The 15,109-nt window shown below is 48.3% G+C and carries 12 protein-coding genes; 8 read left to right on the top strand and 4 right to left on the bottom strand.

Features of this window, described 5'->3' with window-relative positions; translation table 11 throughout:
* Positions 1-17 precede the first annotated feature (17 nt).
* Positions 18-3,644 carry a SusC/RagA family TonB-linked outer membrane protein gene (locus GA0116948_RS11945; protein WP_089712447.1) on the bottom strand — a complete coding sequence of 1,209 codons (3,627 nt, stop codon included), beginning with the start codon at positions 3,642-3,644 and terminating at the stop codon, positions 18-20.
* A gap of 296 nt (positions 3,645-3,940) precedes the next feature.
* Complete coding sequence (locus tag GA0116948_RS11940) at positions 3,941-5,113, bottom strand: FecR family protein (RefSeq protein ID WP_089712445.1); 1,173 nt, start codon at positions 5,111-5,113, stop codon at positions 3,941-3,943.
* 208 nt (positions 5,114-5,321) lie between these two features.
* Here GA0116948_RS11940 and GA0116948_RS11935 point away from each other — a divergent pair, with 208 nt between their 5' ends.
* Positions 5,322-5,927, top strand: coding sequence for an RNA polymerase sigma factor (locus GA0116948_RS11935; RefSeq protein ID WP_262487120.1), 606 nt, complete (start codon positions 5,322-5,324; stop codon positions 5,925-5,927).
* A gap of 32 nt (positions 5,928-5,959) precedes the next feature.
* Here GA0116948_RS11935 and dcd read toward each other — a convergent pair whose 3' ends face one another.
* Positions 5,960-6,496 carry a dCTP deaminase gene (gene dcd / locus GA0116948_RS11930; protein WP_089712442.1) on the bottom strand — a complete coding sequence of 179 codons (537 nt, stop codon included), beginning with the start codon at positions 6,494-6,496 and terminating at the stop codon, positions 5,960-5,962.
* Between the two features lie 145 nt (positions 6,497-6,641).
* Here dcd and GA0116948_RS11925 point away from each other — a divergent pair, with 145 nt between their 5' ends.
* The 7 genes from GA0116948_RS11925 (at position 6,642) to GA0116948_RS11895 (ending at position 14,579) form a co-directional block, all read left to right on the top strand.
* Positions 6,642-7,292 (top strand): 4'-phosphopantetheinyl transferase family protein, encoded by a 651-nt coding sequence (locus tag GA0116948_RS11925; RefSeq protein ID WP_089712440.1) that lies wholly within the window; start codon positions 6,642-6,644, stop codon positions 7,290-7,292.
* A 101-nt stretch (positions 7,293-7,393) separates the two neighbouring features.
* The gene (locus GA0116948_RS11920; protein WP_089712438.1) at positions 7,394-7,897 is read left to right on the top strand and encodes a shikimate kinase; all 504 of its coding nucleotides are present in this window, start codon (positions 7,394-7,396) and stop codon (positions 7,895-7,897) included.
* Positions 7,890-8,279 carry a DUF423 domain-containing protein gene (locus tag GA0116948_RS11915; protein WP_089712435.1) on the top strand — a complete coding sequence of 130 codons (390 nt, stop codon included), beginning with the start codon at positions 7,890-7,892 and terminating at the stop codon, positions 8,277-8,279. The genes GA0116948_RS11920 and GA0116948_RS11915 overlap by 8 nt, the downstream gene beginning before the upstream one ends.
* Before the next feature lie 172 nt (positions 8,280-8,451).
* Positions 8,452-9,627: an alpha/beta hydrolase gene (locus GA0116948_RS11910; protein ID WP_089712433.1), complete on the top strand. Its 1,176-nt coding sequence runs from the start codon at positions 8,452-8,454 to the stop codon at positions 9,625-9,627.
* A gap of 21 nt (positions 9,628-9,648) precedes the next feature.
* Positions 9,649-11,085 carry an alpha/beta hydrolase family protein gene (locus GA0116948_RS11905; RefSeq protein ID WP_089712432.1) on the top strand — a complete coding sequence of 479 codons (1,437 nt, stop codon included), beginning with the start codon at positions 9,649-9,651 and terminating at the stop codon, positions 11,083-11,085.
* Between the two features lie 45 nt (positions 11,086-11,130).
* A complete protein-coding gene (locus GA0116948_RS11900; protein WP_089712430.1) occupies positions 11,131-13,743 on the top strand; it encodes an FtsK/SpoIIIE family DNA translocase in 2,613 nt (870 codons plus the stop codon).
* A 185-nt stretch (positions 13,744-13,928) separates the two neighbouring features.
* Positions 13,929-14,579: a LolA family protein gene (locus tag GA0116948_RS11895; RefSeq protein ID WP_089712427.1), complete on the top strand. Its 651-nt coding sequence runs from the start codon at positions 13,929-13,931 to the stop codon at positions 14,577-14,579.
* 218 nt (positions 14,580-14,797) lie between these two features.
* On the opposite strand, the gene GA0116948_RS11890 is transcribed toward GA0116948_RS11895, so the two are convergent.
* Positions 14,798-15,046 carry a hypothetical protein gene (locus GA0116948_RS11890; RefSeq protein ID WP_123891772.1) on the bottom strand — a complete coding sequence of 83 codons (249 nt, stop codon included), beginning with the start codon at positions 15,044-15,046 and terminating at the stop codon, positions 14,798-14,800.
* Positions 15,047-15,109: the final 63 nt, after the last annotated feature.

The raw sequence follows: 15,109 nt of genomic DNA, 5'->3' as shown, positions 1-15,109 counted from the left end.
GACCATGGTATAAAAAGTTAGAAACTGCAATTAACATTCAGTGTGTAAGCACGGGTAAGCGGTTGTGCGCCGGTAGCTACCTCCGGATCACGTCCTTTAAAATCCTTGCTCACAAAATTGAGGAGGTTGGAAGCGCTGGCGCCTGCATTAATATTGTGGAACCCAAGCCCTTTCACCAGTTTGTCTGGCAAGGAATAGTTCAGCGAAATATTATTAACGCGAAGGGAGGTAGCGCTCACCACCCTGGCTGTGCTATAATTGTACATATCGTACACGGCAGCCTGATTAAGCGAGTTCACTGTAGAGCCAGGCAGAGATACATAGGGCGCACGGCTGTCTGGCAAGCCAGGCAGTGTGGCATTTACATTTGTCGGTGTCCAGCGTTTCAGCAATTCTGTAGAGAGGTTCTCATACTCAGTAGGCAGGGTAGAGGTGAGCGGGTAAGCGGGCGCCAGGAATTTCTTGCCACCTAGTTGAAGGTATAGGGATGAATTGAAAGTGAGCTTTTTATAGCGTAGGTTAATGCCCATGCCACCTACAAAATCAGGGTCTAGCTTACCTACATATTTCATATAAGCAGTAGGGTCTACCGTAGGATCGCTTCCGGCTTTTACATCCAGGTTAATGATAGGATAGCCGGTTGTTTTATCAATACCCTGGTAGTCAAATGCCCAAAAACCGGATACGGGATGACCGGCTTCTACCAGTGCTCCGGAGGCCGCCGTTTTCCAGTTTACATTTTGGGTGCCTGTCTTTATTACTTTGTTATAATTTTTGGAAGAATTTAACGATACCGAAAAGGTAAAGTCTTTTGTTCTTACTGGTACAAAGCTGGTGGATAACTCCCACCCTGTGTTCTTCATAGAACCGCCATTCACCGGCATGCTTTGTACGCCATATTCAACAGGCACATTCAGCAAAGAGATGAGGTCTTTACCGGTTTTGTTGTAGTAATCGAGGGTGAATTGTATCCTGCCATCTAGCAGGTTTAGGTCTGTACCCAGGTTCACACTGGAGTTTTTCTCCCAGCGTAAATCGGCATAAGGCAGCGAGGCAATGTCAAGCAGCTCTTCCCCTGTGAATTGATCGATGACATTAGAAGCCGCGCCGGAGGGGATTTTCAGGATCAGCGTAGGACTTACGCTGGTTACAATATTTCTTTGATAACCGCCGGATGCTCTCAGGCTGATATCGGATATCCACCGGGTTTTTTCAAACCATTTTTCGCGTGCCATGTTCCAGCGCAAGCCACCCGCGTATACCGGATTAAAGCTTTCATTGGTAAACTGACCAAAACGGTTAGAGGCATCGGTACGTACGCTAAAGTTGGCCACGTAACGGTTGTCGTAGGTATAACTGCCGGTGAGGTAGAAGCCCATGGTATTCGTCAACCGATTAGTGATAATGTGCGGCTGGTAGGTGCTGGATAGCAAATCATTTGGTACAGCGCGGGCGGTATAAGTAAGCGGTACAGTAGCAAAAGTATTACCCCTGTCCCGTAGGTAGCCATAGGTAGTGGAAGACAGTCCATTGTAGCGGGTACTGTTCGCTTCCTGGCCAAAAAGAAATGCCAGGGCATGTTTTTGTTTAAGAATGGTTGAATAAGACAGGCTATTGCGCCAGTTCCAGGCAGCACTGGTGTTATTATCGGAATTATATTCTCCACCCCTGGGTAGCTTGGCATTCAGGTAGGCCGTACTGTTGGGCAGCACCGTGCCGTAATCGTAAAAACGGAAATTATGAGCAATGTATTCTGTTTTCTCGGTAGCATAAGAGGAGGCTACGGTAGAAGTGGCATTATAACTAAACAGGGTTTGGAATTTCAATCCTTTTATGATATCGTAATTCACTTCCAAACTTGTGTTAGCAGAAATAACCTTGTTGGTAGAGCCGGTATTATTTCTTTCATTCAGAAAGTTGTAGCTAAAACCATTAGGGTCTTTGTAGTAGAAAAGGCTGCCATCTGCATTGGTGGCGGGCAATACGCGGTTCATTCCCTTGGCATAGCTATAAGGATCTACCAGGTAAAAACCATCGGTGTTTTTTTCTGATCCGGATAGGCGTACGGCTACGTTTAGTTTGGGGGAGAGGGTCATGTTCACGCTCATATTGCCGGTGTAGGCTTTTGCTCCATTGCCTATAGCCGTTCCCTGGGTATTGTTGTATCCAAAGGATGTATAAAACCTTGTATTGGTACTGCCGCCAGATATGCTGAGGTTATGATTGGTGCTGATGGGAGTTCTGAACAGGATGCTGAACCAATCGGTATTTACGGCCTCCATTTCGTGTACCTGCGCGTTAAACTCATCGTAAGTGATATCTTTATTCAGGTATTGGGTAAGTGCACCAGCATAGCCAATGTTACTGTTTACATAAGAAGCTGTAAGGCCGCGTTCATAGATCTCGCGCGACACAGCTATTCTTTGCCGGGAGTTCATAAGTTCCAGTCGTTTATAGTCTACCGGGTCTGTGGTGTTCATGCCAAACGAATAGTTGATTGAAGCGGGGCCAGATTTGCCTTTTTTGGTGGTGATCACGATCACCCCATTGGCGGCGCGTATGCCGTAAATGGCCGTGGCAGATGCGTCCTTCAATACAGTGATGTTTTCTATGTCCATGGGATTTAGCCAGGCAATGGAATTGCCCACATAGTCCCGGATATAGTCGAAATTATCGCGGGTAATTTCGCCAACGGAATTGAGGACTTCCTGTTTAAATGGAAGTGGGTCTTGCTGGATAATACCATCTACCACCCATACAGGTTCCTGGGTGCCCAGTAGGGTAGAGGTTCCCCGTACCCTTGTTTTCTGTCGGGTGCCTACAAGGCCACTGGTATTTTCTATCATAACCCCAGTTAGTTTACCCTGCAAGGCTTGCTCTATTGAGGTGAAGCCATTGATGTAAAGGTCTTTGGCATTTACGCTACTAACCGCACCTACCATGTCCGACTTTTTGATGGTTTGGTAACCATTTACCACAAATTCATTCAGGGCACTTACGGTGGCGGTTAGCACTACGTTTAGATGTCGCTGCCCATTGTAGGTTATTTGTTGGTTTTTCATGCCCACGCAGCTAAATGCCAACGTAGCGGCCCCATCATCTGGTATGGGTACGGTGAAGGCACCATTTACATCGGTAACAGTGCGCTGGTTTACCTCCATCGACCATACGCTTACATTCAGTAAAGGAATACCATTGTTGTCCCGCACGATACCGGAAGCCACTTTCCCGGAATCAGACTTAACATCTGCCGCGGTAAAATGCTGTGCATTATTGGTACCGGCTGTTTTGCGCTTTACTGTAATGGTTTTGTTGCTGAGGGAATAGCTCAGCGGCTGGTTGGCAAAACAGATGGTTAGCACTTCTTCCAAAGAAGCTTTGGAAACATGAATGGTAACCGGTTTGGCCTCCTGGATCAGTGAGGAGGTGTAAATAAAATCAAAACCGCTTTGCTGCCTGATTTCTTTAAAGATTTCTGGCAGTGGGGCATTTTTCTTACTAATGGTGAGCTGTTGCGCCAGGGTAGTAGCGCTGAGTTGCAGTATAAAAACACTCACCAGGATAAGCGTCATCTTAGCCATCCTGGCCATTTTTACAGGGAATAATGGATAAGGATTATCCCTGAGAAAGATGGAAGACCTCATGTACATACAGTTTTAAGCGCAGGCCATAAAGACCGCGGAGATTTGGTTGATAATGATTTTTACGAAACGGAAAGTGCAACTTCGGCACAGTGCGGTACACAGTTTCCAGCATGCAGGAATACCGGTAAACCGATTTTTAAGTTGTAATTGGAACTATCATGTACATAGGTTTGAGAACCACCAGATGGCAGCAGTGTTAGATTTGGTTGGTATTAATTTTTATTGCTATTATAAAAGATGGAAATAGCTTGCTCGTGTATACATCACTTGCCGGTATCCATATCCTTGAACATTTTCTACTGTGTAACTTTTACGGTTCGCCCATCGATGAGGAACTTTACTGCCCCTGTTTCTTCCAGGGAATTCAAAACTTCCCTTAGATTCTTTGATCGAGATATTGTTCCGCCAAATGTTTCCTGCGTAGGTGGCCCTTCAAACACTACTGTTACATTGTACCAGCGGCTAATGGCCCGCATGACGGTTTGAATGTCGGCTTCATTAAACTGGAAGTTGCCATTCTTCCAGGCTATTTCATCTTCTGCATTTACTGCCAGCACATTTAGGACCCCGCTTTTCAGGCGGGATTGTTCACCTGGTTTAATGATGCGTTGCTGGCCGGCGGCCTTTACGCTAACACTTCCTTCCAGTAGCGTAGTTTTGGTAAAAGGTTCATCACTGTAGCTATCCACATCAAAATGAGTACCCAGTACTTCTACTTCCTGACCAGCAGATTTTACGAAGAAAGGTATCCGGCCTTTTGTATTGCTAATCTTTGCTACTTCAAAATAAGCTTCACCCTGCAGCTCTACTACCCGCGAGGCCGATGAAAAAGCGGCGGGAAACCGGATAGAGGAAGCAGCGTTGAGCCAAACCTGGGTGCCATCCTGCAATACTACCTGGTACTGGCCACCAGCAGGAGTGGTAATCGTATTATAGCCAGTGCGGGCGGCTTCTTCTTGTACCGTCGACAAATCGAAAACTAGTTGACCGGTTTTGGTTTTGCCAATAGTAATGTTATCTTCTTTAATTACCTGCCCGGATTTTGAACTGTCGAGCAGAATGATTTTGCCATTATATAGCGTAAGCCTGGCCATGCTTCCTCCTGGAAAAATGGGTGATTCGAGCCTACGTTGCGTATGCAGGTAGAGTCCTGCCGCTACTACGAAGACTACCGCCGCTGCCGCAGCAGCTATCGCCGGCCATAATTTTCTAATAGGTTTGCTGCTGGTACTGGCCGGTGGCAGGGCCGGTTGCAAGTGGGCCAGGATAATTTTTTCTTTTTGATCGAGGTCTATTCCATTTAGCATACCAGGCGCCGGTTCCTTCGCTAATTGTTCATCCAGCAAATGCCGTAACACTTCTTCCTGTGCAGGATCTTCAAAAAAATGAAGCAGTGCCGCAATCTCAGCTTCGCTGCATTGATTGCGGATGAATTTTTCGAATAGGTCCTTTGGATCTGTGTGACTCATTTTTACCTGTTAAATCCAGTTTTTGCGAAACCGTCTATAATGAATACGTAGCCGGAACAAAAAGCAATGAATCGTTTTTAAATAATTTTAAAAAAAAACACGATTCCTCTCTCAGCCTGCGCAAAACATCCTACGTGTCTTAAATTTTAATTACATTTAAGCAGCAGAATTGTGATTTTTTAGTTCTCGCCATCAAATAGCACGCATTGTGAAGGAGAATGAACTGCAAGATTTATTGGTCCGATTGAAAGGTGGAGACAGGAACGCATTTACGCGCTTGTATCACCATTTTTTTAAATCAATCTATGTGAAGGTATTTGCCTTGGTGAAAGATAATGGCATTACCGACGAGCTTGTGCAGGATATTTTTTTGAAGATTTGGCAAAAGCGGGAGGAAATAAATTTGGAACTGCATTTTAATGCATACTTGTTCAAGGTGGCACAAAACCAGGTATTTGATTTTTTCCGGAAGGCTGCCAAAGATGCAAAACTTACCGCCCACCTGATGAATAATGCCATCGTACAATATTTTCATTCCGATGTGCAGCTCGAAGCAAAGGAAAATGAAAAATTCCTTCACGAAGCCATCGCTCAGCTATCACCGCAGCGAAAACAAATTTTTATTTATTGCAAACTGGAAGGAAATAGCTACAAAGATGCCGCTACTAAATTTAATATCTCGGTGGCTACCGTCAATAGTCATATCACTGCATCGCTGAAGTTTATCAGGGAATTTTTGCTTAACAAGAACAAGACGGCTGCGGTAATCTTCGCTTGTACCACGATTGCCGAGCTGTTAACCCAGAAGCCATAGCAATCACACAGCTTTTATGTTAAGTGGCAGGATTAAAATTCATTCTTCCACATCATACTTTCCACAGGGCGGATGGTACGGCTGTTGTACTTGGCATTACCTTTTTTGTTGTAAAGAATTTCTACATCCCCTTCCACCACAAAATAAATAAGCTGGCCAATGGGCATGCCAGCGTAGATGCGTACCGGCTGCGCGCAGGAAATTTCCAGGGTCCAGGTATTGCAAAAGCCTACATCGCCCTTGCCGGCAGTGGCATGTATGTCTATGCCGAGGCGGCCAGTGCTGGACTTGCCTTCCAGAAAAGGTACGTGGGCGTGGGTTTCAGTATATTCTTCTGTTACCCCCAGGTATAAGGTGCCGGGATGAAGTACAAAGCCCTCTTTGGGTATTTCAAAATGCTCAATCGTATTATGCGCCCGGGCATCCAGCACACGGTCCTTGTAAGTAGCCAGGTATTTGCCCAGATGCACATCGTAGGAATTTGTCCCCAGGTACTTGCGGTCAAAAGGCGCTATGAGGATGGTGCCTTTGGAAATTTCTTCCAGTATACGTTTGTCGGACAATATCATAATCGTAGTATTTGATGATGCATTGTAGGGTGTACTATCTACAAGGCTTTATGCAGTTCCCTCGAATGCCGTACCTTGTACCGAATATCTTGTACCAGATACATTCATTTGGCATTTCGCTGTTTAACTTTTAATTTGGCAAGATATGCCATTAATACGTACCATACAAATTGATCCCGGCACCATATTGGGCGTGTGGCAGATAGCGGAAACCGCAGCTTTTTTTGAAGCAAGGGTACAGGTACAGTCCAGTATTCATCACCTGCACAAGCGCCTCCAACACCTGGCGGGGCGCTACCTGCTTACCAGTTTATTCGCCGATTTCCCGGTGGCCGATATCCGTATTTCCAATAACCGTAAGCCGGTGCTTACCGACGGGCGTTTCCATTTTTCCATTTCGCATTGCGGTAATTATGCTGCCGCCATCATTAGCCGTCATGGCAGCGTGGGTATAGATATTGAAGAAATGCAGCCCACCATTGAAAAAATAGCGCCCAAGTTCCTGAGTGTGGCCGAACGCGCTTTCATAGACCCGGCGCGGGCTTTGGCCCACAAAACCATTTGCTGGAGCGCCAAGGAAGCCGTATATAAATGGTATGGCCATGGGGGCATTGATTTTAAAGAGCATATCCGGTTGCAGCCCTTTCCCTGCCGGCCCGCAGGCCTTATCCACTGCCGCTTTCATAAGGGCGATGTAGAGGCCCTGCTCCAACTGCAATACCTGCTGGAAGACACCTTATGCCTGGCCTGGACGCTTACCTCTGATGCGGTGCAGGGAGCTGCGGCAACGTGTTGATATAGTGTATTTGTCACCCCTCGTTGCAATCAATCGAAATTTAGTTTAATTTGATTCCGCAAATGCCAGCAGCAACGCTCTCATCTTAAAATAACATCACTTTGAAAATCTTCTTATTAGGCTTTATGGGTGCCGGTAAATCCTTTTGGGGCAAACAATTGGCAGACCACTACCAATTGCCATTCTATGACCTCGACGAAGTAATTGTACAGGATGAAGCAATGACCATCAGCGATATTTTTGCTAACAAAGGGGAAGATTATTTCCGCCAGAAAGAAAGCAACCTGCTGCGGGAGTTATCCAAACAAGACAAATTCCTTATTTCCTGCGGCGGTGGCACGCCTTGCCTGCAGGAAAACATAGACCTTATGAATGGGCGGGGTGTCACCATCTGGCTTCATCCTTCTATCGATGTCATGGCAGAAAGGCTGGTGCGCAAGAAATACAAACGCCCCCTGATCGCCGATATGCCCGATGAAGACGTGGCAGATTTTATTGAAAGGAAACTCAGTGAGCGCGCACCATTTTATGGACAGGCGCAGTTGATCATAAACCAGGATGATATTTCTTTGGATACCTTTACGGAAAAACTAGCAGATGCATAAAGGATTTTTAGTGTGGGCGGCAGTACTGGGCGCCCTGGCTGTAACCTTCGGCGCTTTTGGCGCACACAAATTAAAAGAACTGGTAGCACCGGAAGCGGTAACCACTTTCCAGACAGGCGTTACTTACCAGTTCTATCATGTATTTGCCTTGCTGGCCGTAGCCATCCTGTATAACTGGATGCCGGGCGCACAGCTTACCTGGGCTGGCCGCCTTTTCGTGATAGGCACTTTTTTGTTTTCCGGCTCTCTTTACGCCATTGTTCTTTGCAAAGCCGCAGGGGTGGAGTTTCCGCGGGCCATTGGTGCAATTACACCATTAGGCGGGCTCTGTTTTATTATAGGGTGGGTGCTGCTGCTACTAGCTGTACTGAAATGGAAATAAGTCGTAAAATTCGCTGCAAACCTACCGTGTCGCTGCTGAATGGCTACGGCACCGGAGGTTTGCCGGTAAAAATAAGGCAGGGCTTTAACGAATCTTTATGGAGAGAAATCCCTTGATTGTCGGCAATTTGATGTAGTTATGTACCGCAACAACGCCTGCTAAACACGCCTGGATGAATTTTTTTGTACGCTTCGTAAGCCGTTGTATCCGCCGCGTGGCCCTTAGCCCCGCAGCCCATACCGGAATAATATACTGGATCATAACAGGCTTGGGCTGTTGTGCATGGGCCATGGCCGCCGCGCAAATCCCTGCCGCCGCCCTTCAACAGCCGAAGCCACCTTTTGCCTACGCGGTGGAAGAAGTACGTTTCCGGAATGCTACGGCGCAGATCCGGCTGGCAGGTACATTCACCCGGCCCCGGCCCGATGGCCGCTACCCGGCGGTCATCACCATTACCGGCTCAGGCCCGCAAGATCGCAACGAGTCGCGCCCCCATCATAAGCCATTTTGGGTGATCGCTGATTACCTGTCTAATCACGGTATCGCCGTGCTGCGGTTCGACGATCGCGGCGTGGGCGGTTCCACCGGTAAGTATGACAAGGCCGATATCTTTGACTTTGCAACAGACGTACAGGCCGCCATACAATACCTGAGATCCCGGCCAGATGTAGATACCACTGCCATTGGCCTGCTGGGACATAGCGAGGGCGCAGAAGTAGCGCAGATCGTTGCGGCAAGCTATCCAGGCGTGGCCTTCGTGATCAGCGCCTCCGGCCCGGGCCTGAAAGGGGCCGACATTAGCTTGTCCCAACAGGGCGTACTGGCCGGGATGATGGAGATGGACAGCGCCTCCGCCACCCGGGAAATACGCAGCAACGCCGCCTTTTTTGATATATTGGTAAAAGAGCGCAACAAAGACACGATGCTTGCTAAAGCCGCCGCCTTCCTTTCCGCCAAATACCAGTCGCTCCAGCCCGAAGAGCGGGGCCATGAAAGCGAAGCAAAGTATGTGCGTAGCCTGCTGAAAGTGCAAACCAAGCCGGAAGCCTTGTCGGTGCTGCGTTTCGACCCTCAGTTATACCTTCCCCATATTCATTGCCCCTTCCTGGCCATATCCGGCAGCAAAGACCTGCAACTGGATGCCAGCGCTAATTTAAAAGCCATCGCCGAAGGCCTGGCTACCGGCGGCAACCGAAACGTGACCATCAAAGCATTTGAAGGCCTGAATCATTTGCTGCAGGAATGCAACACCTGCAAACCCGAAGAATACATTACGTTGCCGCAAACGATTGCCCCACCGGTGCTGGCGCTGCTGGCTAACTGGATACAGGAAGTGGTGAACCATTGAATTAAACATAAATTTAAAGCCATGAAATATGTTATTGCTTTTATGCTGGCCTTACTCACCGGTGCAGCCGCAATGGCCCAGAAAGATCCCCAACCCGACATTACCGGCAACTGGTACAGTGTGCTGAATGTAAATGGGCATAAGCTTCGCATCAACCTTATCTTGCAAAAAAAGAGCGATACTAGCTACAGTGGCCAATTACTAAGCCCCGACCAAATGAAAACCGGCCTGCCGCTTACCCGCGCAGCCCTGCATGGAGATACGCTTTTCCTGGAAGTAGCCACTGCCAATGCCCGCTTCGAAGGCGTATGGGATTACCGCGCCAGCGCTTACATAGGCAGTTATAAACAAAACGGGTTAAGCTTGCCAACGGGTTTCAGCCGCACCGAAACCTCCGTGCAGGATATACAGCCCAACCGGCCCCAAAATCCAAAACCACCCTTTAACTATGTGGTCCAGGAAGTGCTGATCCCTAACGACAGCGCCAGGCTTACGCTGGCCGGCACTTTTACACGGCCCAGTCGCAATAAACGTTATCCCGTGGTGGTGATGATCACCGGCTCCGGTCCGCAGGACCGTGATGAAACCGTGTTCGGACACAAACCATTTTGGATTATCGCCGACCAGCTTACCCGTGATGGCGTGGCCGTACTTCGCTACGACGACCGTGGAGTGGGCGCATCCACCGGGGCCTACGGCACTGCAGGCATCGCCGACTTTGCCTCCGATGCCAAAGCCGCCATTGCCTACCTGCGCACCCGGCCGGATGTAGATGTGAACCACATTGGCCTGCTGGGCCACAGCGAGGGGGGCAATATTCTGCAAGTAGTAGCGGCAGATAATCCTCAGGTGGCTTTCGCTATTTCCCTGTCTGGCCCCGGCGTGAAAGGGGAAGACATGATGTTAAAACAAAATGAACTGGTATACCGTTCTATAGGTGCACCTGATACCGTGGTGAATAATAGGTTGTCTAACATGAAAGCGCTGTTTGATATCGTGACCACCCAAACAGAAAAAGATATTATAAAGCAGCAACTTACTGCGGAAGCAACAAAACAATACGCCGCCCTAAGTCCCGAAGACAAAGCCAAAATGCCCGAAGCACAATATGTAGTAAGTATTGTAACCAGCTTAATGAGCCCGGAAATGTCGTCTATCCTGCGCTTTGACCCGGCAGCTTATTTGCCCCGCATTCATTGCCCCTTCCTGGCCATAGGCGGCAGCCGGGACGTGCAGGTAGACGCAGACCAGAATTTAAAAGGAATGGAGGCGGAACTGCGCAAAGGCGGCAATAAAAAGCTTACGATCCGTAAATTTGATGGACTCAATCATTTGTTGCAGGAATGCCAGGAGTGTACGGTAGGGGAATATAAAACCCTGGAACAATCCATCTCGCCCACCGTGGTGGATTTCATCAGCAATTGGGTTACATTGTTGCCAACCCTGGAAACCAAATAATATTTAGGGTATTTTCAGCGGGCCGGCTTAATTTTGACCAGAGATATGTCGAAAAACAAACTGAAAAACGAGAAGCCTGACAGCAAAAAAACGCCCCCTGCCAAGGATCCCGCGATGGTACTGAAAGCAGATAGGGTGGCCGATGTGAAGGTAAAAGAATTGGTAAAGGACGAACGTACCCACAAGGTACTGGGCGTGGGGTTGCTGTTGCTGGCCTTGTTGGGGTTTATTGCCTTCACCTCTTACCTGTTTACCTGGGAAGAAGACCAGGACAAGGTATTCCGCTATTCCTTTCATCTCATGTTCATGGGCGACGAACATGTGGAAAACCTCCTGGGCCGGTCCGGGGCATTTATCTCCCATTGGTTTTTTTACAACGGTTTCGGGCTGGCCTGCTACCTGTTTTGCTACTTCGCTTTTATTCTTGGTACTAACTTCATCGTAGGACGCCGCGTATTTCGCGTGTGGCGCAATGTGAAATACGTTTTATTTGGCCTGCTCTACATTAGCATGGCAACCGCTTTCGTGGCCGGCCACGCAGGCTTTCCCTGGGGCGGTGCCGTGGGCAATGCCCTGAACCGTTGGACTACCGGTTTCCTGGGCACCCTGGGTACCGGCCTGCTGCTGCTGGTAATTGGCTTCTGCTGGCTTATCTGGAAATTTAACTTCGAATTTAAACTGCCCCAGCGTAAGCCCAAACCCAAGCCGGTAGCAACACCCGAAGTGCTGGTCGAAGAAATGGCCGCCGAACCGGAGCCGGTAATGGAAAAATCCAAAAGCAAAAAGAATGGACTGAAGAATGATACAGGCGTTACCGTTATTCCGCCCGCTGTCATAGATCCTGAAGAAACCGGCGTAACAATGGAGCTCATAGAACGCGAAGAGCCCGTCGTTTCCCCACTGATTACCGTGATCCCCGCCGCCCATGCCCCACAACTGGATGTGCTGGTGCCGGAAGAGGCAGATGGCCCGCCGCCTTTTGCCATGAACGATGAAAAAGTACCCGACCTGGAAGAAACTTTTGCCCCGGCCAACAACCGTCGCAAGAACAACGCCCCGATGGATGTGGCCTTTGAAGTAAAACCCGTATTCGAAGACGAACCCGCCGTAGACGATAGCCAGGACCTGGGACCGGCCCAACCCGTGAGTGTAGATCCTTACGACCCTATCCTGGACCTGCGCGATTACAAATATCCTATCCTGGAACTGCTAGACCAGCATAGCACCGAAAAGGTGGTGCAGGACGCCGCAGAACTGGAGAAAAATAAAAACCAGATTATCGATACGCTCAAAAACTACGACATCGCTATTCAGAAGATCAGCGCCACCGTAGGGCCTACTGTTACGCTGTACGAGATTGTGCCGGCAGCGGGCGTGCGCATTTCCCGTATTAAAAACCTGGAAGACGATATCGCTCTGAGCCTGTCTGCACTGGGCATCCGCATCATTGCTCCCATACCAGGCAAGGGTACCATCGGTATTGAAGTGCCCAATATCCGCAAAAGCATCGTGTCGCTGAAGAACATGCTTTCATCGGATAAATTCCAAAACAGTAGCATGGACCTGCCCATTGCCATTGGTAAAAAGATCGACAACGAAAATTTCATCGCCGATCTTTCCAAAATGCCCCACCTGCTCATGGCCGGGGCTACCGGCCAGGGTAAGTCTGTAGGCATTAACACCCTGCTGGTATCCCTGCTATATAAGAAACATCCCAGCCAATTGAAATTTGTACTGGTGGATCCCAAGAAGGTGGAACTATCGCTGTATAAACTCATTGAAAAACACTTCCTCGCCAAACTGCCTGGCGAAGAAGAGGCCATCATCACCGATACCAAAAAGGTGATCCACACCCTCAACGCACTGTGTATTGAAATGGACCTGCGCTACGACCTGCTCAAAGAAGCCGGCACGCGCAATATCCGCGAGTATAACGCCAAGTTTACCCAACGACGCCTCAACCCCGAGAAAGGACACCGTTACCTGCCCTTCATCGTGCTGGTGATCGACGAATTTGCAGACCTTATTATGACCGCCGGCAAGGAAGTGGAAATGCCTATTGCCCGCCTGGCACAGTTGGCGCGCGCAGTAGGCATTCACCTCATCATCGCTACGCAGCGCCCTTCAGTAAATATTATTACAGGTACTATCAAGGCCAACTTCCCAGCCCGCATAGCCTTCAAAGTATCCTCCAAAATAGATTCCCGCACCATCCTGGATATAGGCGGCGCAGAACAGTTGATCGGGCAGGGCGATATGCTGGTGTCTTTTAATGGGGAGCTGGTGCGCCTGCAATGCGCCTTTGTGGATACCCCGGAAGTAGAGCGGGTGGCCGAATTTATTGGCCAGCAACGTGGGTACCCCGACGCCTTTCTACTGCCGGAATACGTGGATGAAAAAGACCTGGAAGGCAAAGAATTTAGCCTGCAAGACCGCGATCCGCTGTTTGAAGAGGCTGCCCGCATTATCGTGCAAACCCAGCAGGGATCTACTTCCTTGCTGCAACGTCGCATGAAACTAGGCTACAACCGCGCCGGCCGGCTCATGGATCAGCTAGAAGCTGCCGGCATTGTAGGCCCTAACATGGGCAGCAAGGCCAGGGAAGTACAGGTGAAATCGGATGGAGATCTGGAAGAAATACTGGATGGCTTGTTATAAACCCACTGCTAATGAATGTTAATTCAGCATAAAATAATCCACGCACCCGGAAATAAGGCTATCTTGTTGTATCCGCTAAAAATCTTTAACAATTAAACACCACGAATGCCGGCTGCTTAATCCGTACCGGCATGGCATTTGTCTTACCCATGATAAGTGAATATAAAACCTAAACCATCAACTACATGAAGCAAATTTTTCTCTTTGGATTACTGATCGGCGGCTTTGCGCTTTCTGGCATGGCGCAGCAGAACGATCCCAAAGCAAAGACCATCCTCGACGGTGTGAGCAAAAAATTTAAAACGTTGAACACTGTTGTAGCCAACTTCTCACTCAAAGTGGATGGCGCCAATAATAAAGTAACAGATTCCAAAAAAGGCCAGGTGTGGATGAAAGGCAATAAATATAAGGTAGCCATGGACGGGCAGGAATTAATTTCCGACAACAAAACCTCCTGGACCTACACCAAAGAATCGAACGAAGTAACTATTAATAACGTAGACCAAAGCAACGCCACCTTAACGCCGGCTAAACTTTTCACCAATTTCTACGATAAAGACTACCTCTACCGCCTGGCCGATGAAACCACCGAAAAAGGCAAGTCACTGCAAAATATTGAAATGACGCCTACCGACAAAAGCAAGCCTACTTTTAAGGTGGTGGTATCGGTGGATAAAAAAACACAAACCATTTACCGCGTTAAAACTTTCAATAAAGATGGCAACCGCTTCACTTACGAGATCACCAGCTTTACACCCAATGTCCCGGTAAATGAAGGCCTCTTCACCTTTGATCCCAAGAAATACCCAGGAGTAGAGGTAGTAGACCTGCGCTAACCGGTAACCGTATACATATTTAAAAAAATCCCCGCAGCAGTCAGGTTGCGGGGATTTTAATTCCAATTATAGGAAAGCCTATAGCTGCGCAAGCGCGTAACTATCCCGGAATGGGGGCGCAGATGATCCAAGCCGTAATTGATTTCAGGGGTGTAAAATGAATGTTCATTTATTTATTTTGTAAAAAAAAGGAAAATTGTATCCCTGCTGCATGACAGCTAAAATTGGAAACGGCTTTCCGGTACTAATTCATCCCGCAGAGGCGTACACTGCAAGCCAAGGCCGTTAAGCAGCGACATAAGATCGGCTTCTTCCATACCCAGCACCACCACCCGCAGTACCTCGTCGATGTCTTCGTGATCAATAGACCATTGCAGTACATTAGATTGGGCATTGAGCAATAAAGCTACCCGCACTTCTGCATTGGCCGAAAGAATGTTTGTTTTAAAGACCAATATTTGATTCATGAGTACATGCATACAAAAAAGTGAATATTCATTATTAACTGTGAAAAAAAGACCTGATAAACA

The organism is Chitinophaga costaii (assembly GCF_900094705.1).
GTDB classification, from domain to species: Bacteria; Bacteroidota; Bacteroidia; order Chitinophagales; family Chitinophagaceae; genus Chitinophaga; species Chitinophaga costaii.
This window is presented reverse-complemented; position numbering and strand designations above follow the sequence as displayed.